General features: G+C 74.3%; 25 protein-coding genes and 1 pseudogene. 5 read left to right on the top strand and 21 right to left on the bottom strand.

All coding sequences use genetic code 11. The features are described 5' to 3' along the window. Positions 1-13: 13 nt before the first annotated feature. Entirely contained in the window at positions 14-1,765 is a 1,752-nt protein-coding gene (locus OG286_RS30795) for an ABC transporter substrate-binding protein (RefSeq protein ID WP_405365914.1), read from the bottom strand. Positions 1,766-1,978: 213 nt separating this feature from the next. Between OG286_RS30795 and OG286_RS30790 the strand changes: the two genes are divergently transcribed. Further along, on the top strand, positions 1,979-3,457 hold the full coding sequence (locus OG286_RS30790; protein ID WP_405359308.1) for an aminopeptidase P family protein: 1,479 nt from the start codon (positions 1,979-1,981) through the stop codon (positions 3,455-3,457). Positions 3,458-3,757: 300 nt separating this feature from the next. Continuing rightward, the gene (locus OG286_RS30785; RefSeq protein ID WP_396321775.1) at positions 3,758-4,159 is read left to right on the top strand and encodes a MerR family transcriptional regulator; all 402 of its coding nucleotides are present in this window, start codon (positions 3,758-3,760) and stop codon (positions 4,157-4,159) included. 19 nt (positions 4,160-4,178) lie between these two features. Here OG286_RS30785 and OG286_RS30780 read toward each other — a convergent pair. The 3 genes and pseudogenes from OG286_RS30780 to OG286_RS30770 form a co-directional block, all read right to left on the bottom strand. Next, positions 4,179-4,325, bottom strand: a pseudogene (locus OG286_RS30780) (nitronate monooxygenase); the annotation flags it as partial. Positions 4,326-4,410: 85 nt separating this feature from the next. Beyond that, complete coding sequence (locus tag OG286_RS30775; protein WP_396321776.1) at positions 4,411-5,061, bottom strand: response regulator; 651 nt, start codon at positions 5,059-5,061, stop codon at positions 4,411-4,413. Positions 5,062-5,074: 13 nt separating this feature from the next. Then, entirely contained in the window at positions 5,075-6,391 is a 1,317-nt protein-coding gene (locus OG286_RS30770; protein WP_396321777.1) for a sensor histidine kinase, read from the bottom strand. Between the two features lie 165 nt (positions 6,392-6,556). On the opposite strand from OG286_RS30770, the gene OG286_RS30765 reads away from it, so the two are divergent. Together OG286_RS30765 and OG286_RS30760 are read left to right on the top strand one after the other, a co-directional pair. After that, positions 6,557-7,633 (top strand): ABC transporter permease, encoded by a 1,077-nt coding sequence (locus tag OG286_RS30765; protein WP_396321778.1) that lies wholly within the window; start codon positions 6,557-6,559, stop codon positions 7,631-7,633. Next, entirely contained in the window at positions 7,630-8,310 is a 681-nt protein-coding gene (locus OG286_RS30760; protein ID WP_396321779.1) for an ABC transporter ATP-binding protein, read from the top strand. The genes OG286_RS30765 and OG286_RS30760 overlap by 4 nt, the downstream gene beginning before the upstream one ends. On the opposite strand, the gene OG286_RS30755 is transcribed toward OG286_RS30760, so the two are convergent. The 3 genes from OG286_RS30755 to OG286_RS30745 form a co-directional block, all read right to left on the bottom strand. Continuing rightward, a complete protein-coding gene (locus OG286_RS30755) occupies positions 8,311-8,907 on the bottom strand; it encodes a Uma2 family endonuclease (RefSeq protein ID WP_396321780.1) in 597 nt (198 codons plus the stop codon). It abuts the gene before it with no gap. Positions 8,908-9,007: 100 nt separating this feature from the next. After that, entirely contained in the window at positions 9,008-9,721 is a 714-nt protein-coding gene (locus OG286_RS30750) for a GntR family transcriptional regulator (RefSeq protein ID WP_396321781.1), read from the bottom strand. 197 nt (positions 9,722-9,918) lie between these two features. Then, the gene (locus tag OG286_RS30745) at positions 9,919-10,071 is read right to left on the bottom strand and encodes a hypothetical protein (RefSeq protein WP_405365913.1); all 153 of its coding nucleotides are present in this window, start codon (positions 10,069-10,071) and stop codon (positions 9,919-9,921) included. Positions 10,072-10,291: 220 nt separating this feature from the next. Between OG286_RS30745 and OG286_RS30740 the strand changes: the two genes are divergently transcribed. Then, on the top strand, positions 10,292-10,513 hold the full coding sequence (locus OG286_RS30740; protein WP_396321783.1) for a hypothetical protein: 222 nt from the start codon (positions 10,292-10,294) through the stop codon (positions 10,511-10,513). A 61-nt stretch (positions 10,514-10,574) separates the two neighbouring features. Here the strand turns inward: OG286_RS30740 and OG286_RS30735 are convergent, their stop codons facing one another. From OG286_RS30735 to OG286_RS30670, 14 genes are all read right to left on the bottom strand, one after another. Continuing rightward, positions 10,575-11,651: an ornithine cyclodeaminase family protein gene (locus OG286_RS30735; RefSeq protein WP_396321784.1), complete on the bottom strand. Its 1,077-nt coding sequence runs from the start codon at positions 11,649-11,651 to the stop codon at positions 10,575-10,577. A gap of 26 nt (positions 11,652-11,677) precedes the next feature. Continuing rightward, positions 11,678-12,706, bottom strand: coding sequence for a proline racemase family protein (locus OG286_RS30730; protein WP_405359314.1), 1,029 nt, complete (start codon positions 12,704-12,706; stop codon positions 11,678-11,680). Further along, the gene (locus tag OG286_RS30725) at positions 12,706-14,061 is read right to left on the bottom strand and encodes an aldehyde dehydrogenase family protein (protein WP_405359316.1); all 1,356 of its coding nucleotides are present in this window, start codon (positions 14,059-14,061) and stop codon (positions 12,706-12,708) included. The genes OG286_RS30730 and OG286_RS30725 overlap by 1 nt, the downstream gene beginning before the upstream one ends. 22 nt (positions 14,062-14,083) lie before the next feature. Further along, complete coding sequence (locus tag OG286_RS30720) at positions 14,084-15,088, bottom strand: proline racemase family protein (RefSeq protein WP_405359318.1); 1,005 nt, start codon at positions 15,086-15,088, stop codon at positions 14,084-14,086. Between the two features lie 94 nt (positions 15,089-15,182). Continuing rightward, positions 15,183-16,046, bottom strand: a complete 864-nt coding sequence (locus OG286_RS30715) for a dihydrodipicolinate synthase family protein (protein ID WP_396321822.1) — start codon at positions 16,044-16,046, stop codon at positions 15,183-15,185. A gap of 119 nt (positions 16,047-16,165) precedes the next feature. Next, a complete protein-coding gene (locus OG286_RS30710; RefSeq protein ID WP_405359320.1) occupies positions 16,166-17,743 on the bottom strand; it encodes an NAD(P)/FAD-dependent oxidoreductase in 1,578 nt (525 codons plus the stop codon). Beyond that, entirely contained in the window at positions 17,724-18,038 is a 315-nt protein-coding gene (locus tag OG286_RS30705; RefSeq protein ID WP_405359322.1) for a (2Fe-2S)-binding protein, read from the bottom strand. The genes OG286_RS30710 and OG286_RS30705 overlap by 20 nt, the downstream gene beginning before the upstream one ends. Positions 18,039-18,143: 105 nt before the next feature. Further along, positions 18,144-19,313 carry an NAD(P)/FAD-dependent oxidoreductase gene (locus OG286_RS30700; RefSeq protein WP_405359324.1) on the bottom strand — a complete coding sequence of 390 codons (1,170 nt, stop codon included), beginning with the start codon at positions 19,311-19,313 and terminating at the stop codon, positions 18,144-18,146. Positions 19,314-19,472: 159 nt separating this feature from the next. Continuing rightward, a complete protein-coding gene (gene tatC, locus OG286_RS30695) occupies positions 19,473-20,414 on the bottom strand; it encodes a twin-arginine translocase subunit TatC (RefSeq protein ID WP_396321791.1) in 942 nt (313 codons plus the stop codon). An 80-nt stretch (positions 20,415-20,494) separates the two neighbouring features. Continuing rightward, positions 20,495-20,812, bottom strand: a complete 318-nt coding sequence (tatA, locus tag OG286_RS30690; RefSeq protein ID WP_396321792.1) for a Sec-independent protein translocase subunit TatA — start codon at positions 20,810-20,812, stop codon at positions 20,495-20,497. A gap of 206 nt (positions 20,813-21,018) precedes the next feature. Continuing rightward, on the bottom strand, positions 21,019-21,195 hold the full coding sequence (locus OG286_RS30685; protein WP_396321793.1) for a hypothetical protein: 177 nt from the start codon (positions 21,193-21,195) through the stop codon (positions 21,019-21,021). A 95-nt stretch (positions 21,196-21,290) separates the two neighbouring features. Next, the gene (locus tag OG286_RS30680; RefSeq protein WP_396321794.1) at positions 21,291-21,497 is read right to left on the bottom strand and encodes a hypothetical protein; all 207 of its coding nucleotides are present in this window, start codon (positions 21,495-21,497) and stop codon (positions 21,291-21,293) included. A 27-nt stretch (positions 21,498-21,524) separates the two neighbouring features. Next, positions 21,525-22,499, bottom strand: coding sequence for a helix-turn-helix transcriptional regulator (locus OG286_RS30675; RefSeq protein ID WP_396321795.1), 975 nt, complete (start codon positions 22,497-22,499; stop codon positions 21,525-21,527). Then, positions 22,496-23,488 carry a helix-turn-helix transcriptional regulator gene (locus tag OG286_RS30670; protein ID WP_396321796.1) on the bottom strand — a complete coding sequence of 331 codons (993 nt, stop codon included), beginning with the start codon at positions 23,486-23,488 and terminating at the stop codon, positions 22,496-22,498. Before OG286_RS30670 ends, OG286_RS30675 begins: the two co-directional genes overlap by 4 nt. Positions 23,489-23,528 lie beyond the last annotated feature (40 nt).

Raw genomic sequence — 23,528 nt, 5'->3', positions numbered from 1 at the left:
CGGTGGCGGTACCTCAGCCCTGGCTCTTCGAGGGGTCCTTGAGGCCGACCACGGCCATGTCGATCATGCCGGCGTAGCCGGCGTTGCCGAACACGCCGGCCACGTTGGTGCCGGCCAGCAGCGGGCGGCGCTGCCACATCAGCGGAATGGCCGGGGCCTTCTTCACGAGGTCCTCGTCGAGCTGCTTCCAGGCGGCGTTGGCCTCGGCCAGGTCCGTCATGGCCGCGATCTGGTCCATCCGGTCCATCGTGGCCTGGTCCCGGAACTGGCTGTAGTTGCCCTGGTTGCCCTTCTCCTTGATGGTGCGGCCGTCGAAGAGGAAGGGCAGGAAGGTGGCGCCGGACGGGTAGTCCGGGCACCAGCCGTTGATGGTCAGCTCGGGGGCGTTCTTGGTGTCGCCGACGGTGTCGGCGAAGGCGGACGCGTCGACGGTGTTGACGGTGACCTGGACGCCGGCCTTGGCCAGCGACTGCTGGATCGCCTCGCCGCGGGTCTTGTCACCGAGGGAGACGGTGAGCGACACCTTGAGGTCGGTCTTCCCGGCCGCGGCGAGCAGCTCCTTGGCCTTCGCCGGGTCGCCGGCGGCCGGGATCTTCAGCGGGTCGGCCTTGGCGCCGCCGGTCAGCGCGGGCGGAAGGAAGGAGGTGGCGACGTCGGCCATCGCCGGGCCGCCGAACGCGGTGACCTGGGCCTCGCGGTCGACGGCGTACATCATCGCCTCGCGCACCTTCGGGTCGTCGAAGGGCGCCTTGGCGGTGTTCAGGTACAGCATGTCGGTACAGCCGGTCTGCTCGGCCACCATGCGGGACTTGACGTCCGCCTTGGGCAGCACCTTGGCGACGGACTCGTGCTGCATCCACGGCATCTCGACGGTGGAGGCGTCCGCGCCCTCGCTGGCGATGATCCGGTCGTCGGCCTGGCCGCCCTTGAGGCCCTGGGTGACCACGATCTTGTCCGGGTACGCCTTGCGGACCGTGTCGGTGGACTGGTCCCAGTTGGTGTTGCGGACCAGGACGAGCTGCTTGCCGCGGTCGTAGGAGGCGATCTTGTACGGCCCGGAGGCGAACGGCCGCGAGTCGTACTGGGTGCCCTTCTCCTGGGCCTGCGGCACCGGGGAGAAGGTCGGCAGGGTGGCGGTGTAGGAGAACTCGGCGACCGGGCGCTTCAGGTGGAAGACGATGGTCTTGTCGTCCGGGGTCTCGATGCTGGGCAGGTGCTCACCCGTCAGCGGGCCCTTGTAGTTCTCGCCGCCGGCCAGGTACTGGATCGCGTAGTCGGGGCCGCCGGTGAGGTCCGGGGAGAAGGACCGCTCGACGTTGTACTTGACGTCGGCGGACTTGATCGGACTGCCGTCCTCGTACTTCAACCCGTCGCGCAGGGTGAAGGTCCAGGTCTTGCCGCCGTCGGAGGACTTGCCGAGGTCGGTGGCGAGGTCCGGGACGATCTCGCTGCCGGCGGCGCCCGGCTCGGCCTTGAAGGTGACCAGGGTGCGGTAGATCAGGCGGGTGCCGAAGTCCATGTGCGGCAGGACCCAGTTGCGGGCGGGGTCGAGGTGGGCGAAGTCCTGGTTGGTGAGGACGGTGAGGGTGCCGCCCTTGACCGGGGTGCCGCCGATGATCGAGCCGGACTCCGCGCCCGGGCCCTTGGTGCTCGTGGCCGCGGCGTCGCCGCCGGTGTCGCTCTTGTCGTTCTTGCAGGCCCCGAGGCCGAGGGTGAGTGTGGCCGCGAGGGCCGCCGCGAGGGCGGCGTGGGTGCGCCTGGTCATGTGCAACTCCGCAGTGGGGGGCCCGCCGTAGGCCCGTGGTCCGGCCCCGGGGCTGGTCCGGGGCCCGGCCGGGAGGGCGACCTCAGGGGGTCTAGCCGCTCCGCGGTGTGACCCGTAACATAGTAATGTGAAATTGCACTGCACAAGAGGTGGCGCGTCCCGTTACCGAGCTGTGTCCGTGCAACCCTCCAGCCCCGCTTAGGAGAACACCCGGTGACCCTCCGCCAGACCGGCCTCAACACCGGCAGCCACGACCTGCCCGTCTCCCCCGCCCTCGACTCCTTCATGGGCACCTCCTGGGCCCCCACCCCGCTCCCGGCCGACCAGCGCGTCCCCGGGTACGCCGCGCTGCCCGACCGCCACGCCCGCCTCTCCGCCGCCTTCCCCGGCGAGCGGCTGATCGTCCCCGCCGGCGAACTCAAGGTCCGCAGCAACGACACCGACTACCGGTTCCGCCCGCACAGCGCCTACGCCTGGCTCACCGGCCTCACCGGCGAGGACCAGGTCGGCCACGTCCTCGTCCTCGAACCGGCCGGCCCCGAGGGCCACGAGCCCGTCCTCTACCTGCGCCCGCGCTCCCCCCGCGGCGGCGACCCCGTCCGCGGCGCCGAGTTCTACCGCGACCGCCGATACGGCGAGTTCTGGGTCGGCCGCCGCCCCGACCTCGCCGAGGCCTCCCGGCTCACCGGCCTGGCCACCGGGCACCTCGACGACCTCGACAAGCTGCTCACCGGCCCGCAGCCCGCCGGCACCCGGGTCCTCGCCGGCATCGCCCCCTCCCTCGACGCCGCCACCGGCCGCCCCGGCTCCCCGCAGCTCGCCGAGGGCGACGCCGCACTCGCCGCGGTGCTCTCCGAACTCCGCCTCGTCAAGGACGCCTGGGAGGTCGACCAGCTCCAACTCTCCGTCGACCACACCGTCCTGGGCTTCCAGGACGTCGTCCGCGCCCTGCCCGACGCCCTGCGCCACCACCGCGGCGAGCGCTGGATCGAGGGCGTGTTCAACCTCCGCGCCCGCGCCGAGGGCAACGGCACCGGCTACGAGACCATCGCCGCCTCCGGAGCCCACGCCTGCGTCCTGCACTGGATCCGCAACGACGGCGCGCTCGACCCCGGCGCCCTGCTGCTGCTCGACGCCGGCGTCGAGACCGACACCCTCTACACCGCGGACATCACCCGCACCCTCCCGCTCTCCGGCACCTTCACCGACGTCCAGCGGCAGGCCTACGAACTGGTCCTCGCCGCCCAGGACGCCGGCATCGCCGCCCTGCGCCCGGGCGCCCGGTTCCGCGACTTCCACCACGCCGCGATGCGCGTCATCGCCGAAGGCCTGGCCGACTGGGGCGTCCTGCGGGTCCCCGCCGAACAGGCGCTCGCCGAGGACAGCGGCGTCTACCGCCGCTACACCCTCTGCGGCACCGGCCACATGCTCGGGCTCGACGTCCACGACTGCGCCAAGGCCCGCGCCGAGACCTACCTCGACGGCGTCCTCGAGGAGGGCCACGTCCTCACCGTGGAACCCGGCCTCTACCTCCAGCCCGACGACGAGACCCTCCCGCTGGAACTCCGCGGCCTCGGCATCCGCATCGAGGACGACCTCGTGATCACCTCCGACGGCGCCCGCCTCATGTCCGGCGCCCTGCCCCGCACCGTGCCCGCCCTCGAATCCTGGATGTCCGCCCTTCTCGCCTGAGCCCCTCCGCCACCGCCACGCGGTGCAGTGACAGGGGGGTGCGGTGGCAGGGGGTCAGCGGCTGGGGTCGACGGCAGAGGATCGGCGGCGGGGGGTCGACGACAGGGGGTCGGATTCAGGCGAGCCCGATCGACCGATCCCCTGCCGCGCGGTGGTCTCGCCCCCGCCGCCGATACGCGGCGGCGCAGGCCCGCGGGCCGTCCAGGCCGTCCAGGCCGTCCGCCTGCCCGTGCTCGATCTGCGACGCCCGCGCCCGGCTCACCCCGAGGTGCGCACCCCGGCGATGGGATGATCACCGGCATGGGTGCATCCGGAGTCGAGTTGCTGACGCCCGCGGAGGCGGTCGAGCGGTCCGGGTTCAGCCTGGACACCCTGCGGTACTACGAGAAGATCGGGCTGCTGGACGCGGTGCAGCGAGCCCGGACCGGCCACCGGCGGTTCAGCGAGGACGACCTGGCCTGGCTCGCCATGCTGCGCTGCCTGCGGGACACCGGGATGCCGATCGCGGCCATGCTGCGCTTCACCGAGCTGGCCCGCGTTGGGGACGCGACGGTGGCGGAGCGGCTCACCGTGCTGGAGGAGCACGACGCGCAGGTGGAGGAGCAGATCGCCCACCTGCGGCGCCAGCAGCACCACATCCGGGCGAAGATCGGCCACTACCGCTCCGTGCTCAGCGACGAGCCCGCTCCCACAGCTCCCTGACGATCTCCGCGGCCGGCCCGCCGCGGGCCGGCCGGTACCCGGCCGCGAGGAACCCGAGCCCGCCCGCCCCGTTCACCGCGGCCACCAGCTCCGGTGTGGACGCCCCGCCCGCCATGGGCGCGGCGATGACGGGAACGGCGAGCTCGTCGAGGCGGACGGCGGCCATGCGCGTTCCTCCACTCCGCGCAACGGTTCGAACCCGTCCCACCCTACGCCCGCCCGCCGGCCCGCCGGGTGTCCCTCAGCGTCCCTCACACCCCCCGGCGGATCAGCCCCCGCGCCCGTGCCTCCCGCACCGCCGCCGTACGCGAGTCCACGCCCAACTTCGTGTAGATGTGCACCAGGTGCGACTTCACCGTCGCCTGGCTCAGGTGCAGCCGCTGGCTGACCTGCTGGTTGGTCAGCCCGTCCGCGACCAGCCCGAGCACCTCCGTCTCGCGCGCGCTGAGCGCCGCCGACGGCGTGCGCATCCGCTCCAGCAGCCGGTCCGCCACCGTCGCGGCCAGCGCCGTGCGCCCGGCCGCCGCCGAGCGGACGGCCCGCGCCAGCTCCTCGGGCGGCGCGTCCTTGAGCAGGTACCCGGTGGCCCCGGCCTCCAGCGCGGGGAGGGTGTCGGCGTCGGTGTCGTACGTGGTGACGACGAGCACCCGCGGCGCCCCGGCCCCCCGGGCGGTGATCGCGGCGGTGGCCTGGGCGCCGTTCATCGCCGAGCCGGGCCCGAACTGGAGGTCCATCAGCACCACGTCCACCTCGACCTCCTCGGCGAGCTGCACGGCCCGCTCGGCGGTGGCGGCCTCGGCGACGATGGCGAAGTCGGGTTCACTCTCCAGGACGGCCCGCAGTCCGGCCCTGACCACCGGGTGGTCGTCGGCCAGCAACAGCCGGATCACCTGATCACTCACGCACGTTCCTCGATCACGTAGGTTCCTCACTCGAAGCATTCGGCGCACCCGCAGGCCCGGAAGGACGCGCAGGACCCGCAGGACCCGAAGCACCCGAAGCACCTGCCGCCCCCGAGGCGCCCGACCCGGCGGGCACCGGCAGCAGCACGGCGAGCGCCGTCCCCTCCCCCGGCGCGGACTCGACGGTGAAGGTACCGCCCAGCGCCCGCGCCCTGGCCCGCATCGACGGCAGCCCGAAGCCGCCGTCCCCGCCGGCCCCGCCCGTACCCGCGCCCGCGGCGACCGCCGCCGGGTCGAACCCCGTCCCGTCGTCGAACACGTCCAGAGCCACCTCGCCCTCCATGTAGCTGAGCGTCACCTCCGCGTGCGAGGCCTCGGCGTGCCGCACCGCGTTGCCGAGCGCGGACTGCGCGATCCGCAGCAGCGCCACCTCCTGCGGCGCCGGCAGCTGCACCCGGTCACCGGAGACGTGCAGGCGGACGGAGAGGCCGCTGTGCGCCGTGGTGGTGGCGCAGAGCCGCTCCAGCGCGACCGGCAGCGAAGCGCCCTCCAGGTCGGCCGGGGTGAGCGCTCGGACGAAGCGCCGGGCCTCGGCGAGGTTGTCCTGGGCGGCCTGCCGGGCCTGTTCGACGTAGCCGGCGGCGGCCTCGGTCCGCTCGGGCAGTGCCCGTTGGGCGGCCCGCAGCAGCAGCTGGATGCTGGAGAGGCTCTGCGCGAGGGTGTCGTGGATCTCCCGGGCGAGCCGTTCGCGCTCGGCGAGCACGCCGGCCGCGTGGTGGGCGGCGGCGGCGTCCGCGCGGGCGGCGGTGAGCTCGTCGATGAGCCGGCGCCGCTCCTCGCTCTCCCGGTAGAGCGCCTGGTAGCCGAGGACGGTGGCGGTGGCGACGGCCGCGCCGAGCGTGGGCCCGATGGCGGAGGCCAGGCTGAACGTGTGCTGGTGCCAGGACCACGCCGTGATCGCCGTGCCCGCCGTGAGCCCGACCGCCACGAGCCCGCCCCGGCGGCCGAGCAGGTGCAGCTCCAGGAAGTACAGCGGGAAGGCCAGCCAGACCCCGTCCTGGGTGGCGGCCAGCACGCCCACCCAGGTGACGCCGAGCAGCGCCAGCCAGAGCGCTGCGGCCCGCCGGGACCGCCGGACGGCGCCGACCAGCGGCCCGGCCGTGTAGACGGCGGCCATCGCGGCGGCGGCGGCGGTGACCGCGGCCGGGTCACCGTCCCGGCCGGCCACCGCCCGGGCGACGGCGAGCGCGAGCAGGCCCGCCACCAGCAGGTGCAGGCAGACCTGGAGTACGCGGGCGACGGGGGTGGTGCGGAGTCGTTCGGTCGCCATCCGTCCAGCCTAGGATCCGCGGCGCCGGCCGGGCATCAATCAAAAGGTTGAACTCCGCTTCTGCCCTTCGATGCCGGGGATGCAATCCCCCGGGCGATGCCGGCCCACCCTCTCCTCCGCGACCGTGGTGAGTGTTGCCACAGCAGTCGAGGAGAGAGGTCTGACGTGTTCGTCGCCTGGAGGGACCTTCGGTTCGCCAAGGGGCGGTTCGCCCTGATGGGAACCGTGATCGTGCTGATCACCGTGCTGGTCGGCCTGTTGTCGGGCCTGACGGCCGGGCTGGGCCGGCAGAACGTCTCGGCGATCACCGGCCTGCCCGCCGACCACCTGGTCTTCTCGAAGCCGGCCGACGGCCAGAAGCTCTCCTTCACCGACTCCCAGGTCACACCCGAGCAGTGGCAGGGCTGGGCGCAGCAGCCGGGCGTCACGGCCGCACAGCCGCTCGGCATCACCACCACCAAGGCCGCCGCCGGGCAGCGCACCGCCGCGCTCTCCGCGTTCGGCGTGCCGGACGGCTCCGGGCTCGCCCCGCAGGGTTCCCTGCTCGCCCCGGGGCGGGCCGTGCTCTCCGAGACCGCCGCCGAGAGCCTGGGCGGTCTGCGCCCGGGCGCGGGCTTCACCCTGGCGGGCCGCCCACTCCAGGTGGCCGCGGTGTCCGGCGACGCCTCGTACAGCCACACCCCGGTCGTCTGGACCAGCCTCACGGACTGGCAGCAGTTCGCCCCGGGCGGCAGCGGGCACGCCACCGTGATCGCCCTGACCACGGCCTCCGGCGCGGGCCTCGCCGCGGGCGACGCCCGCTTCGGCACCGAGACCCTCGGCCGCGAGGACGCGCTCGCCGCGATCGGCTCCTACACGTCGGAGAACGGCTCGCTACAGCTGATGCGCGGCTTCCTGTTCGTCATCTCGGCACTGGTGATCGGCGCCTTCTTCACCGTCTGGACGATCCAGCGCAGCGGTGACATCGCCGTCCTGAAGGCACTCGGCGCCTCCACCCGCTACCTGCTGCGGGACGCGCTCGGCCAGGCGGTGCTGCTGCTGGTGCTCGGTACGGCCGTGGGCACCGCCGTCGCGGCCGGTGCCGGGGTGCTGATCGGCTCCGCGGTCCCGTTCGTCCTGGACGCCCCGACCGTCCTCCTCCCGGCCGCCGTGATGATCGCGCTCGGCGCGGCCGGCGCCGCCCTGTCCATCCGCCGGATCACCTCCGTCGACCCGCTGACCGCCCTGGGGAGCGCCCGATGACCCTGCACCTCGACCGCATCACCCTCACCTACCCGGACGGCGACGGCCGGCTGACCGCCCTGGACGAGGTCTCGCTCAGCGTCCCCAAGGGCTCGATCACCGCGGTGGTGGGCCCGTCCGGCTCCGGCAAGTCCAGCCTGCTGGCGGTCGCCGCGACACTGATCGCCCCGGACACCGGCCGGGTCGTGGTGGACGGCGTCGAGACCACCGGCCTGAACCGCGCCGAGCTCACCGCCCTGCGCCGGCACCGGATCGGCATCGTCTTCCAGCAGGCCAACCTGCTGCCCTCGCTCACCGCCGCCGAACAGCTCCAGGTGATGGCCCACCTCGACGGCCGCTCCCCCCGCACGGCCCTGCCCCGGGCCATCGAACTCCTGGACGCCGTGGGCCTGCGCGACCAGGCCGCCCGCCGCCCGCACCAGCTCTCCGGCGGTCAGCGCCAGCGCGTCAACATCGCCCGCGCCCTGATGAACGACCCCACCGTCCTGCTGATCGACGAACCCACCAGTGCCCTCGACCACGACCGCGGCGCCGCCGTCATCGACCTCGTCACCGAGCTCACCCACCGCCGGGCCACCGCCACCGTCCTGGTCACCCACGACCGCACCCACCTGAGGGCGGTGGACCAGGTGGCAGAGGTCCAGGACGGAAGGCTGACCGTCCCGGCGGCGGCGTGACTACTTCTTCACGGTGAGCACGTCGTCCACCGAGAGCGTCACCGACGCCCCGATCGACTCCGGCAGCGTGAACGACTGCCCGGCGTGGTGGACGGCGTGCACCCGGTACTCACCGTCCTGCGGTTCGGTGAGCACCATCACCCGCTGGTTCGTCCGGTCCACGATCACGTAGACCGGTACCCCGGCGGAGGCGTAGGCCGTGGGCTTCTTCTTCAGGTCATCGCTGAGGTTGGAGGAGGTCACTTCCAGCACGAGGCGGAACACCGCCGGGTCGTAGCAGTTGTACTCGATCAGGTGGTCGTCGCTGTCGGCGTCGAGAATTGAAAGGTCGGGGACCGCAAAGTCGGATGGCCCGTCCGGGAGCCAGATGCCGACGTTCTGAATGACCTCCGCCTCCTCATCGTCCAGGCCTGCCGCGAAGAGCTTGCGCATGAGCCTGGTCAGCGATCGGCCGTGCTGGAGATTCGGCGGCGGCGTCACGGTGATCTGGCTCCCGATGATCTCGACCCGGTGCCCCGCGAACTGCTTGGAAATCAGCTCGGCGACTTCGAGCAGCGTCGGCTGCTCCATGGGCTCTTCCACTGCTGCGGCGGACATGGAATTCCTCCTGGCTGCCGATGTCGAGAGCATCATCGTAGAACCGAGCGGCCTTCAGGCGCCCGGTCTTCGGCCTTCACCCGAACGAGTGCCGGTGCCCCTACCGGGCCCGCAGCCGCAGGGCCGGGCGGGCCTCGTCCTCCGTGTCCTCCTGCCCCGCCGCCCAGAGCGACCGGACGTGGCCGAGGTGGCGTGACATGCAGGCCTCGGCGGCCTCGGCGTCGCCGGAGAGCATGAGGTCGAGCAGTTCGACGTGCTCCTCGGCGGAGGAGACGAGCTCGCCGCGCTGGTCGAGGCGGTTGAGGCCGTAGAGGCGGGAACGCTTGCGCAGGTCGCCGACGACCTCGACCAGGTGGGCGTTGCCGGCCAGGCCGAGCAGGTCGAGGTGGAACTGGCGGTCGGCCTCCAGGTAGCCGATCAGGTCGTGCTTGCGGGCGGCGGCGACGATGGCCTCGGCCTGCGGGCGCAGCGCCTCCAGCTGCTCGGCGGTGGCGGTGCGGGTGACCCGGCCGATGATGGGGATCTCGATGAGGGCGCGGATCTCGGTGTACTCGTCGAGGTCGCGCTCGGTCAGCTCGGTGACCCGGAAGCCCTTGTTGCGGACGGCCTCGACCAGGCCCTCGCGGGCGAGGTCGAGCATGGCCTCGCGTACAGGGGTGGCGGAGACGCCGAAGTCGGCGGCGAGGGCGGGTGCGGAGTAGACCACGCCGGGGCGCAGCTCACCGGAGATCAGGGCGGCGCGGAGGGCGTGGGCGACCTGGTCGCGCAGCCGCTCCTGGACGGAGATCAGGGTGCGGGGTTTCAGGTCGGACATGGCGTTCCTCCGGGTGGTTGCAGAACACCAGCGTACAATGTCACGTTACGTTGAGCGTGCAACATTCCGTGATTGGGACGATCCGTCAGCAGACCACGAGCCCGACGGAGCCCATCGTGGCAGTGGCCGCCTGCCGTGACAACGGCCGGCGGCCACTCCGCGGCAACGATCCCGCTACGCCTTCCGGAAAAGCCCGATCAGGCTGGTCGTACTGGACGCCCGTGCCCGGCGGCCACCCCGCTCCGGAAGACGTCGGCCAGCAGCCCGGGCAGCGTGCCGTCCACCCCGGAGGCCTCCACCGTGTCCCGGACGTGCTCGATGCTGGCGAGCCCCATGGCGAGCCGGTCCACGTCGCCCTCGTGGTGACCGGCCGCGATCCGGGGCCGCCCAGATCGCCCGCAGCGAGGAGCCGCTGCACCTCACCGGCAAGCACCTGGCCCGCCTGATCGCCACCTACCGGTAGCCGGAAACGCCGAAAGCGGCCGACGTGGCCGGGGATCCCTTCCCACCACGCCGGCCGCAGCTCCGGCCCACCATCACAACGCCCGACCACAGCCCGGGGAAACGGACTTGGGAATCGAACTCGCCCTCTACGACAGCCGCCCGCCCGGCCACCGGAAGAGGCCCGTCACCGAACTGCGCCTCTCGCTCGGCCACGGCGACGCACTGGCGGCCGCCCTGCTCGCCCGGTGCACCACCGAGGCCCAGCGGGCGGCCGTCCGCGACCTCGCCGACGTGCTCGCCAAGTGCGCGGGGACACCTGGCAGTTGGCTCTGGTTCATCGGCGACTGAGTTCTCCCGGCGGCCGAGCCCTTCTCACGTGACCGAGCCCTTCTCAGTGCCCGAGTTCTCGTCAGCCGCCGCACCGGTGCATCTGAGCCGCGACCGCGAGATCCTCCCAGGCCATCCCGACGCTCTTGAAGAACCGCGGCCGGTCACTCGGCACCGGCACCTCCCCGCGGACCAACTCGGCCAGGTTCCAGAGCACATCGGCACCGGTGACGCCCGCCATCAGGAGGTCCCCCGCCTCCCGCAGCGCGGCGGCCCGCGCCTCGACGTACAGCTCCGCCCGGCCGACCAGCGCCGCGTCCACCTCGCAGGCGTCCGGCTCGTGCGAGCCGACCGCCACCACGACGGCGTGGCCGGGCACCAGCTCGCCGTCGAACAGCGGGGTGCGCGCGGTGGTGCAGCAGACCACCAGGTCGGCCCCGGCCACCGCGTCCGGCGTCCCCACCCGCGTCGACAGCCCGCGTCCGCGCGCGTACGCGGCCAGCGCCTCGGCCGGCGCCGCGCTACGGGCCACCACCGTGACCCGGCTCAGCGGCCGGACGGCGACCAGCGCGTCCAGGTGCCCGTACGCCTGCGGCCCGGCGCCGAACAGCACCAGGTGCTCGGCGTCCGGCGCGGCCAGCCGGCGCAGGGCGACGGCGGTGACGGCGGGTGTGCGCAGGGCGGTGAGCGCGGCACCGTCCAGCAGGGCGACCGGCTGGAGCGTCGGACCGTCCAGCAGCAGGTAGCTCCCGGTGATCCGGGGCAGGCCGACGGCCGGGTTGGCCGGGGCCACCCCGGCGATCTTCACCCCGGCGTACTCGGCGGAGGCGGCCGGCATCAGCAGCAGCTCGCCGGCCGGCACCGGCACCGCCGACCGCGCGGGCGCGGCCTCCGGGTCCAGCCCCTCCAACAGCACCCGCTCGATCGCATCGGCCGCCTGCACCGGCGTCAGGGCTGGCACCGGCCCGGCGGCACCCGGCCGGCCCACCGCCCCCGCCAGGGCCTCGGCGCCGGGTACCCGGGTGCCCGGCGCCGAGGCCTCCCGCGGGTGAGCGCCCGGCGCGACACGCCGGAGCGGCGCAGCGGCCGCGCCGGGCAGCGTGAGGGCGGGCGTTCTCTCCGCCTCGCTCCGGTCGCCGGGCAGCGTCACGGCGGGCATTCCCCCGGTCTCGCTCCGGTCACCGGTCAAAGCAGGAACCCCGTCCCCAGCTCGTCGTCCGCCTCCAGGACGAAGCTGTGCTCGCCGGTGCGGTGGGCGCTGCCCGTCACCTCGGTGACCACGCCCCCGTCGAACGGGTCGCCACCCGGGAGCACCCGGCCGCCGAACACCGTTCCGACCAGCGACTCGTGCCGCAGCTCCCCGCCCGGCGCGAGCCGGCCCTCGGCGGCGAGGACGGCGAGCCGGGCCGAGGTGCCGGAGCCGCACGGCGAGCGGTCGATCTGGCCGTCGGCGAAGACGGTGGCGTTGCGCTGGCTCAGCCCCCCGTCCACGGCGGGCAGTTCGTCGTACAGGATGACCCCGTAGACACCCGAGAGCAGCCGGTCCGTCGGGTGTTCGACGGCCGGCGAGCCGGCCAGGGCAGCCCGGATCTCCCGCCCGGCGGCGGTGAGTTCGGGCAGCAGGCCGGGTTCGACGGCGAGGCCCAGCGCGGCGGCCGGCACCGAGACGTAGCAGGCGCCCGCGTGCGCGACGGCGACCTCGACCACCCCGTACGAGGTGGGCACCGGCAGCTTGAGCGCGGTGACGACGGCCGGCACGTTGCGGAAGGTCACCCCGGTGGTCCGGCCGCCCGCGCGGTGGACCAGGGCGGTGACCCGCCCGGACGGGACGTCGATCCGCACCCGGGCCACCCCGTCGTCCGGGGCGGGGACGAGCCGGGAGTCCACCGCCCAGGCGCCGAGCGCGATGGTGCCGTGGCCGCAGGCGGTCGAGTAGCCGTCCTTGTGCCAGAAGAGCACGCCGAGGTGCGCCTCGTCGTCGTCCGGCGGCAGCAGGAACCCGCCGTACATCCCGGCGTGCCCACGCGGCTCCCGGGTGAGCAGCTGCCGCACCCGGTCGAGGGCGCTGGGCCGGGGCGCGGTGGCGGTGCCGCCCGCGCCGAGCGCGATGGCCCGGCGCTCGGCGACGCTGTCACCGGGGGCGCCGGGCGCGCCGCCGACCACGATCCGGAACGGCTCCCCGGCGGTGTGGTAGTCCACCGTCCGTACGAGCATCACGCACCCCCGGCCGGCAGCACGCTGACGGTGCGGCTCGCGGTGTAGAAGTCGAGCACCGCCTGGCCCTGTTCGCGGTCGCCGTGGCTCGCGCCCTTGGCACCCCCGAACGGCAGGTGGAAGTCGACGCCGCTGGACGGCGCGTTGATCCGGATCATGCCCGCGTCCAGCCGGTCGGCGGCGGCCAGGGCCACGTCCAGGCTGCGGCTGTGCACCGAGGTGGCCAGCGAGTGCGGGGTGTCGTTGGCGAGCGCGACGGCCTCGTCCAGGTCGGCGGCGGGCAGCAGGACGGCGATCGGGCCGAAGAACTCCTCTCGCCGCAGCGGGTGGTCGGCGGGCACGTCGGCGAGCAGGGTCGGCTCGACGTACCAGCCGGCCCGCTCGGGGACCGACCCGCCGGTGAGCACGGTGGCCCCGGCCGCACGGGCCGAGTCGACCGCGCCGGTGAGCCGGTCGCGGGCGGCGGAGGAGATGACGGGACCGCAGGCCGCGTCGTCGACCAGGCCGAGCGCCTTCACCAGCGCGGCACGCAGCGGCTCGTACGCCGTGCCGACGGCGATCACCCGGCTGGTGGCGGTGCACTTCTGGCCCGCGTACCCGGCGATGGCGGCAGCCAGGTGGGCGGCGGCCTGCTCGATGTCGGCGTCCGGCAGGACGAGCGCGGCGTTGAGGCCGCCCAGCTCGGCCTGGACCGGGATGCCGCGCTCGGTGGCGGCCCGCACCACGGCCCGGCCGACGCCGGTCGAGCCGGTGAACGAGACCACGTCCGCCGCGCCGACCAGTGCCTCGCCCTCCTCGGCCCCGCCGGGCAGCACGGTGAACACGTCCTCGGGGAGGCCGGCCAGCTCGGCCAGGCGCAGCGCGCACGCGGTCGCCTCCGGGGCCGGCTTGAGCACCACGGCGTTGCCGACGGCCAGCGCCGGCGCGGCCTTCCAGGCCGGGATCGCCAGCGGGAAGTTCCAGGGCGTGATCAGCCCGGCCACCCCGTACGGGCGGCGGCGGGTGAGCAGCAGGCCCTCGCCGGCGGCGGGCTCGTGGACGGCGCCGGACGGCGCGTACGGCGCCTGCGCGTAGTAGCGCCAGATCGCGGCGGTCCGGGTGACCTCGCCGCGGGCCTCGGCGAGCGGTTTGCCGACCTCGCGCACGATCAGCGCGGTCAGCTCGTCCGCGTGCGCCTCGACCGCCTCGGCGATCCGGGTGAGCGCCGCCGAGCGGGCCGCGGCACCGCCCGCGAGCCAGCCGGCCTGCGCGGCCCGGGCCCGTCCGACGGCGGCCCGGACGGCCTCGGCACCGGGTGCCTCGGCCTCGGTGACCAGGTCCTCGGGGTCGGCGGGGTTGTACGAAAGGATCGTCACAGCTAACAGCCCTTCAGATGGCTCAGAGCAGGAACCCGGCCGGGAACGGGTCGCTCGGGTCGAGGAAGTACTGGGCGGTGCCGGTGATCCAGGCCCGCCCGGTCACGGTGGGGACGACGGCGGGCCGTCCGGCCACCTCGGTCTCCTCGACCAGGCGGCCGGTGAAGGTCGTCCCGATGAAGGAGTCGTTGCGGAAGTCCCGCCCCAGCGGCAGTTCGCCGCGCGCGTGCAGCTGGGCCATCCGCGCGGAGGTGCCGGTGCCGCACGGCGAGCGGTCGAACCAGCCGGGGTGGATGGCCATCGCGTGCCGGGAGTGCTCGGCGGTGGAGCCGGGCGCGAGCAGCTGGACGTGGTGGCAGCTGTGGATGGACGGGTCCTCCGGGTGCACCGGCCGGTCGGGGCCGCCGTTGATCGCGTCCATCAGGGCCAGCCCGGCGTCCAGGATCTCCTGCTTGCGCTCGCGCTCGAAGGGCAGGCCGAACTCGGCGAGCGGCAGGATGGCGTAGAAGTTGCCGCCGTAGGCGAGGTCGTAGCCCACCGTGCCGTGTCCGGGCACCTCGATCTTGCGGTCCAGCGCGACCGAGTAGGAGGGCACGTTGCGGATCGTCACCGCGGTGGCGGCGCCGTCCTCGACCTGCACCTCGGCGACGACCAGCCCGGCAGGGGTGTCCAGCCGGACGGTGGTGACCGGCTCGACCACCGGCACCATGCCGGTCTCGACCAGCACGGTGGCGACGCCGATGGTGCCGTGGCCGCACATCGGCAGCAGCCCGGACACCTCGATGTAGAGCACGCCGTAGTCGGCGTCCGGCCGGGTCGGCGGCTGGAGGATCGCCCCGCTCATCGCGGCGTGGCCGCGCGGCTCGTACATCAGCAGGGTTCGGAAGTGGTCCAGGTGCTGCTGGAAGTGGACCCGGCGCTCGGCCATGGTGGCACCGGGGATGACGCCGAACCCGCCGGTGACGACCCGGGTCGGCATGCCCTCGGTGTGCGAGTCGACGGCGTGGAACACGTGGCGGCTGCGCATGTGATTGCGGCTCCCGTCGGATGGTCGGATGGTGGGTTCGGGGGCCGGGCCGGCTGCCCCCGCAGCCGGCGCCGTTCCCGGGGCTTCTCGACGCCTACGCCAGGCCCTCGGCGAGCGCCTTCTCGGTGGCCGCGCGGACGGCCGCCTCGATCTCCGGGGTGAGCGGCAGGCGCGGCGCCCGGGTCGGGCCGCCCTGGCGGCCGGCGATGTCCATGGAGAGCTTGATCGCCTGCACGAACTCGGTCTTGGAGTCCCAGCGCAGCAGGGAGTGCAGCGCCTTGTAGAGCGGCAGCGCGGTCTCCAGCTCGTGCGCGACGGCGGCCCGGTAGAGGGCGACACTGGCCTCCGGCAGCGCGTTCGGGTAGCCGGCGATCCAGCCGACGGCGCCGGCCAGGGCCAGCTCCAGCAGCACGTCGTCGGCGCCGATCAGCAGGTCGAGGCCGGGGGCCAGCTCGGCGATCTCGTAGGCCCGGCGGACGTCACCGCTGAACTCCTTGACCGCGACGATCGAGCCCTCGCCGTGCAGCTCGGCGAGCAGCGCGGGGACGAGGTCGACCTTGGTGTCGTACGGGTTGTTGTAGGCGACGATCGGCACGCCCGCCTTCGCCACCTCGGCGTAGTGGGCGCGGACGGCGGCGTGGTCGGCGCGGTAGGCGTTCGGCGGCAGCAGCAGGACGGAGCCGGCGCCGGCCTCGGCGGCCTGCTCGGTCCAGCGGCGGGACTCGGCGCTGCCGTACGCGGCGACGCCGGGCATCACCCGGGAGCCGTCGCCGGCGGCCTCGACGGCGACCTCGACGATCCGGGCGCGCTCCTCGTCGGTGAGGGTCTGGTACTCCCCCAGCGAGCCGTTGGGGACGACGCCGTCGCAGCCCGAGGCGATCAGCCAGCGGACGTGCTCGGCGTAGGCGTCGTAGTCGACGGAGAGGTCCGGGCGCAGCGGGATCGTGGTGGCTACCATGATGCCGCGCCAGGGCCGGGTGGTGTCGTGCGGGGTGTGGGACACAGGTGACTCCTTGGTGAGGTGTGACATTTTATTGGATGGCGCGCGGTGGAGACAAGAGTCCCCGCCGTGCAGGTTCAGTCGCGCGGCGCGTCGGCGGGCAGACCCGCCGCGAGCTGCGACAGCGGCACCGGGCAGGACAGCGGACGGCTGTCCGCCCGCGCCTCGACCGGCCCCGGGGCCGAAGCCGGACCAGGACCCGGGCCCGCCGCCGAAGCGGGGCCCGACCCGGGGCCCGACCCGGGGCCCGAACCCGCGCCCGCCGCCAGGCAGGCCACCGCCGGACCGCACATCCGGCCCTGGCACCAGCCCATCCCGGCCCGGGTGAGCAGCTTCACGGTCCGCGCGTCGCCGGCGCCCAGCTCGTCCACGGCCTCCCTGATCGCGGCCGCCGGGACCTCCTCGCAGCGGCAGACGTCGGTGTCCGGGCGCAGCCACTGCGGCCAGCCCGGGCCCGGCCGGTGCGCCGCGGCCATCAGGTCGGCGAAGGCCCGCAGCCGGGCGCGGCGGCGCAGCAGGCCGGTGGAGACCGGCACGCCGGCCAGCGCGTGCGCGGCCATCTCGCCCTCGGCGATCGCCAGGTCCGCCCCTCCGACACCGCAGGTCTCGCCGGCCGCCCAGAGGCCGGGGACAGTGGTCCGCAGCTCGGCGTCCACGGCGAGCGCGACCGCGCCGTCGGCGGTGGTCCGGGTCCCGGCGCCCAGCTCGGTGGCCAGCTCGATCTGCGGCAGCAGGCCGTGGCCGACGGCGAGCGCGTCGCAGGCGATCCGCCGCTCGCTCCCGGGCACCGGCGTCCAGTCGGCGTCCAGCCGGGCGACGGTGACGCCGGTGACCCGGTCCGTGCCGTGCGCCTCGACGACGGCGCTGCGGCGGCGCAGCCGGACGCCGTGGCGCAGCATCGCGGCGCCGTGACCGGCTCCCTCGACCAGCTTGGCCGGGACGGCGGCCAGGACGCCGGGGCGCCGGGCGTAGGCGAGGTAGTTGGTGGCCTCGACCACCGCGGGCACCCGGGCCCCGGCGGTGACCAGCGAGGATGCCGCGGCGAGCAGCAGCGGCCCGCTGCCCGCGACCACGACCCGCTTGCCGGGCAGCACCAGGCCCGTCTTGAGCATGGCCTGCGCGCCGCCGGCGGTGACCACCCCGGGCAGCGTCCAGCCGGGGAACGGCAGCTGCCGCTCGTACGCACCGGTGGCGAGCACCACGGCGGCGGCCCGCACGGTCGCACGGTCGCCGGCCTCCGGCCCGAGGGTCGCGTGCACGGCCCAGGCCGTGTCGTCATCGCCGCCCGAGGCCCCGGCCTCACCCTGCCGCACACCGGACGCACCGGCCGCGCCGCCCACCCGCTCCAGCGCCCAGACCTGGTGGCCGGCCAGGTGGTCGACCCGGCCCGCCTCGCGGTGCGCGGCAAGCCGGTCGGCCCACCCGGTGTAGACGGACCAGCCGTGGTGCAGCCGGTCCGGCCTGGCCGCGCCGAGGCCGGGGGCCGGGTGCCGGTAGTACTGCCCGCCGGTCCGCGGTCCGGCGTCGAGGAGGGCGCAGCGCAGCCCGAGGTCGGCGGCGGCCACCGCGGCGGCGAGCCCGGCCGGACCGGCCCCGATCACCGCGAGGTCGTACGGCCCGGAGCGGTCGAAGGATTCAGACGGCGAGGTCGGCACGGCCGTTGCCCTCCTGGGTGGTGACGGTGGTGCCGGGCTCGGCCGGCAGCAGACAGGTGCGCTGGTTGGGCCGCCCGTCGACGGTGGCCAGGCAGTCGAAGCAGACGCCGATCCCGCAGAACGCCCCGCGTGGCCGGCCGCCGACCCGGGTGGTGCGCCAGGCCAGGACGCCGTCGGCCCAGAGCGCGGCCGCGATCGTCTGCCCGGGCAGCGCGGGGACGTCCCGGCCGTCGAACTCGATGGTGTGGGCGGGGCCGGGTACCGCCCCGACCAGGTCGGCGGGGGTTCGGCGCATGACTGGGGTTCTCCGTTCCGGTCGTGGATCGTGGGCTGGTACGACTGTCGGGTCGCGCCATGGCGTGCGAGCTCTTTGCAAAGCGGCTCTCGCACTTTGCAAAGCTCACGCGGGACCGTCGGCCCCGAACCGGTCGGCCCGGAACGGCGTGAGGTCCAGCTCCGGCCGCTTGCCGGTGAGCTGCTCGCCGATCAGCAGCCCGGTGGCCGGGGCGAGCCCGATGCCCGCGCCCTCGTGGCCGCAGGCGTGGTAGAGCCCGGGCACGCGCGGGTCGGCGCCGATCGCGGGCAGGTGGTCCGGCAGGTACGGACGGAAGCCACGGTAGGCGCGCAGCACGCTGACGTCCGCGAGCACCGGGAACAGCGCCGCCGCCTGCGCGGCGAGCCGCTGGAGCACCTCCACCGAGAGCGTCCGGTCGAAGCCGACCCGCTCCCGGCTGGCGCCGATCAGCACCGGCCCGCCGGGCGTTCCCTCGACCACCGCCGAGGTCTGCAGCGCGGCCGATCCGCTGGCCACGTCCGCGACGTAGTCGGCGGCGTAGACCTTGTGCCGGACGATCCTCGGCAGCGGCTCGGTGACGAGCACGAAGCCGCGGCGTGGCAGCACCGGCAGGTGCACCCCGGCCAGGGCGGCCAGCTCGCCGCCCCAGGTGCCCGCGGCGTTGACCACCGCGGGCGCCGCCAGCCTCCGCCGGTCGGTCACCACGCCGAGCACGGCGCCGTCCGGCCCGGTGGTCACCTCCCGGACGGTCTCGCCGGTGTACAGCACGGCGCCGTCGCGGCGGGCGGCCCGCAGCAGGTGGGCGGCGGCCAGTGCGGGCTGGACCTGGGCGTCCTGCGGGTAGTGGAAGCCGCCGGCCAGCCCGGCGGCGAGGTGCGGTTCGAGCTCGCGCAGCCGCTCGCCGGGGATCTCCTCGGCCGTGACGCCGACCGCCGCCTGCTCGGCGGCGAAGGCGCGCAGGGCGTCCTGCCGGGCGGGTGTGGCAGCGACGACCAGGCCACCCTTGGGCTCGTACTCGACGGCCGCGCCGAGCTCCTCGGCGAGCTCCTGCCAGAGCCGGGTGGAGAGCAGGGCGAGGTCGAGTTCGGGCCCTGGCTCCTTGTCGGAGACCAGCAGGTTGCCCTCGCCGGCGCCGGTGGTGCCACCGGCCACCGGCCCGCGGTCGATCACGGCGACGGCGAGCCCGGCACGGGCGGCGTAGTAGGCGCAGGCGGCTCCGACGACGCCGGCGCCGACCACGACGACGTCCAGGGGAGGTCTCTGAGGCTGGGACACGCCAGTAATATGTCACATGCCATCACGCCTGCCAAGACCGCCCCGCCGGACGGCCGCGCCAAGGAAAAAGCCCCGGCCCGCCGGGGAACGGCGGGCCGGGGCTGCGAGGCGGGTTACCGCAGGAGGCGGGTGTCACCTCATGAGGCGGGGATCACCTCGTCACGTGATGTCGTCCATCTGCTCGTGCCGCGCGGCCGGCACCGGCGCGCTCGCCGCCGGGGCGGCCGACGCCTGCACGGCCTCGGCCCCGCTCACCGGCTGCACCGAGAGGTCCAGGTGGGAGGCCTCCTCGTCGTCCAGCCCGAGATCCGGGTTGCGGCGGGCCTTGCGCCGGTCGTTGAACAGCGTGATGCCGACGGCGAGGAAGTACAGCGCCCAGATCGGCGCGGCCAGCACCAGCATGCTGACGGGGTCGGCGCTCGGCGTGGCGAAGGCGGCGAAGACGGTGATGGCCATCACCATGCCGCGCCACCAGCCGAGCAGCCGCTTGCCGGTGACCATGCCGACCAGGTTGAGCATCACCAGCAGCAGCGGGAACTCGAAGGCCAGGCCGAAGACCAGCACCATCCGGGTGGCGATCTCGAAGTAGTCGTTGGGCGGCAGGATCGGGATGGTGTCACTCGGGTTGAACGAGATCAGCACCTCGACCGTGGTCGGCATCACCAGGAAGGCGCAGGCCACGCCGGCCAGGAACAGCGGTGCACCGCAGGCCATGAAGATCATCGTGTACTTGCGCTCGTGCTTGTGCAGTCCGGGCGCCACGAAGGCCCAGAGCTGGTAGAGCCAGACCGGGACGGCGGCCACCACACCGGCCGTGAGCGCGACCTGCAGCATCCAGTTGAAGCCCGCGGTGAGGCCGACCGCGGAGACGTTCGCGCACCGACCGTGGAACTGCGAGGAGTTCGTCTCGTCGCACCGCGGAATCGGCTTCAGCAGGAGCGTCTCGAGCTGCTTGTGGAAGATCAGCGCGACGATCGTGAACAGCACGATCGCCAGGACCGACTTGACCACGCGGTTCCGCAGTTCCCGCAGGTGGTCGGCGAGGGCCATCCGCCCTTCAGGATCCTTGGGCGCCTTCGACGCCTTGGAGAGCTTGCTCAACCCCGGTCCTCAACTCGTGCGTCGAGGCCCGCCGGTCGACGGGCCTCCAGTGGTCGCGTGCGTCGCGTGCGTCGCACCGCTCAACGCGGCCCGCCGCCCTCCGCCCCCGGCTGTGCCGGCTGCTGCTCGGTGACCGGCCGGGCGGTCGCGGACGCCCCCGGCGCGGCCTGGATGGTCTTCGCCGAGCCGGCACCCGAAGCGGAGCCGACCGCGGGCGCGGCCTGCGGCGCGGGCCCGTCGGCGTCGTCCGCGCCGTCCGACTTCATCGCCTTGGCCTCGCTCTTCAGAATCCGCATCGACTGGCCGAGCGAGCGCGCCAGATCGGGCAGCCGCTTGGCCCCGAACAGCACGATGGCAAAAACCACGATCACCAGAATCGCGGTCATCGAGATCCGCATGCCCGACCACCTTCAGTCATGGCGGCACCGGTGGGCCGCCCGCTGCGGGGATGGTAACCGCTGCGGGTGACGCCCTGACGACGGCCGCCCGAACAGGACAGCGGCCCCCGGCCGCAAGATGCAGGAGCCATCTGAGAGCGTAACCCGCCCACACCCGCACGCAGCAGCCCCCGTACCTCCGGGCTGCCGGACGTGCCGAAGGACACTCAGCGTCCGGGCACCGCCGCCGCGAGGTCACCGGCCGCCTCGGCCAGCGCGCGCGAGGCGGTGTCCACCCCCTTGGCCAGCGCCCGGACGTCCAGCCAGAGCCGGATCGCGAGGACACCGAGCACCAGCAGACCGGCGGTGACGAGCAGGACGGCGGCGACGAGCATCCAGGACATGGCCACCACCCTATCCACCCACCCGGAGTCGCCGACGCGCCCCTCGCCCAGGGCTGCTCACCCCTCGCCCGGCACGAGCCCCGCAGCCCGACCGCTCACCCCTCGACCGGAACGAGCCGCATCGTCCGCACACCCGCGCCCGTCAGAGCCGCGACGATCTTCTCCCCGGCCGCCTTGCGCACCGAGGCTCCGCAGAGCGGGCAGCCGAAGCTGTAGTGCGCCTGCGCCGGAGTCCGGCCGAGGGTCAGGCGGAACTCCTCGGCGGGCAGCTCCACCTTCTCCCGGCACTCCGAGCAGTACACCTTGAATCTGGTACCGGGCTCCACGGCTCAGACCAGCCCCTCCCCGGTGGCCGCCTTCTCCCCGTAGGCGGCCAGTGCCTCGGCCGCCGCCGACCGCGCCTGCTCGGCGAGCTCCGGCGGTGAGACGATCCGGCCGTCCCGGCCGAGCCGCAGCGCCAGCGGGCGCAGCTGGGAGGGGTCCGCGCTGCGCAGGGTGATCCGCAGGCCGCCGTCGGGCAGCTCCTCGGCGTGGTCGTGGGTGTAGTACTCGGCGACCCAGCGCCCGCCGGAGGTGACCTCGACGACCACCTCGGGGTCGTCCGCGGACGGATTGACCAGCCCGCCGGAGAGGTCGCGCGGCTCGCGCCGGGGCGGGTCGGAGGGGACGTCCAGCACCTTGATCTCGGCGACCCGGTCGAGCCGGAACATCCGGTGGTCCTCGGAGGTCCGGCACCAGGCCTCGAGGTAGGTGTGGCCCTCGGTGAGCAGCCGGATCGGGTCGACCTCGCGCTCGGTCATGCCGCCGCGGCCGTGCGAGTAGTAGCGCAGCCAGACCCGCCGGCCCTCGCTGAGGGCGCGGTCGATGTCGGCGAAGACGTGGCTCTCGGCCTCGAAGGTGACGCCGACCCGGGCGCTGCCCTCGGCGCTGTCCCCGGCCGCGTTCTCGATCTTGGCGACGGCGCGGGTGAGCGCCTCCCGGTCACCGGCCCGCAGTCCGGGCAGGCCGGCCACGGCGCGGGCGGCGACCAGCAGGGCGGTCGCCTCGTCGGCGGCCAGCCGCAGCGGCTGGGCGACGTCGTCGACGTTGTGCCACCAGATCCGCTCGCCGTCGGTGTCGATGTCGAGCAGGTCGCCGCCGCGGAAGCTGGTGCCGCACATCGGCAGCACGTTGAGGTCGCCGATCAGCTCGCGCTCGGTGATGCCGAAGGCGCGGGCCACCTCGGCCACCTCGGCGCCGGGCCGTTCGCGCAGGTAGGTGACCAGCGAGAGCATCCGCCGGGTCTGGTCGATCGCGTTGCTCATGCCCGCACTCCCTCGATACCGTCAACAGCAGCGGCCCCGGCGACCGCGCGCAGGCGGTCGATCACGTCCGCGCGCAGTTCCTCCGGGCCGAGCACCAGCACGTCCGGCCCGAACTCGGCGAGGTCGGCGCCGAGCCCGTTGCCGTAGGGGATCTCCAGCTCGTCCCAGGTCTCGTCGGACCGCCGGGTGCTCAGCGCCTTGGTGCGCAGCGGGAAGCCGGCTCCCCGGCGGACCCGCACCACGGCGGTGGCGGTGGCGCCCTCGCCGGCGAACTTGGCGACGGTGGCGCGGACGTCGACGTGCTCGGGGACGGTGCCGAGGAAGGCGCCCGAGCGGGCGCGGACCTTGCCGGTGATCCGGCTGAGCCGGAAGACGCGGGCGTCGCTGCGGTCCCGGTCCCAGCCGGCCAGGTACCAGTGGCCGCGCCAGCACTCCAGCGCCCAGGGCTCGACGGTGCGCTGCTCGACGGCGGCGGCGCCGGCCTTGCGGTACTCGAAGGTGACCGGGCGGCGGTCGCGGGCGGCGGTGAGCAGCGGTTCGAAGGCGCTCTCGCGGGCGGGGATGCGCGGTTCGAGGGCGGTGCGGCCCTCGGTCTCGCTGAACGGCACGCCGGCTGCGCGGAGCTTCTGCAGGGCGCCGCTGGCCGCGCCGGACATCTTGGCCTGCTGCCAGACGCGGGCGGCGAGGGTGAGTGCGGCGGCTTCCTCGGCGTCGAGGGCGATCTCCGGCAGGCGGTTGCGGTCGGCGCGGGCGAGGTAGCCGAGTTCGCCGTCGAGGGCGTTCTCGTCGACGTCGATGACCAGTCCGAGTTCGCGCAGGTCGTCCTTGTCCCGCTCGAACATCCGGTTGAAGGCGTCCTCGCTGCTGTTCTGCCAGGCTTCGCGGTAGGCCTCGATGGACTCCCGCAGCTCCTTCTTGGAGAGCGGACGTCTGGTGTTCATCAGGCACAGGGCGAGATTCATCAGCCGCTCTGCCTTGGCGATCGCCATCGCTGACCCTTCCGGTGTGCCGCGCCGCGCGCGGGGTGCG

The sequence above is a fragment of the Kitasatospora sp. NBC_00039 genome, assembly GCF_045160625.1.
Lineage (GTDB): Bacteria > Actinomycetota > Actinomycetes > Streptomycetales > Streptomycetaceae > Kitasatospora.
The sequence above is the reverse complement of the archived record's forward strand: the minus strand, read 5'-3'. Positions and strand labels throughout refer to the sequence as shown.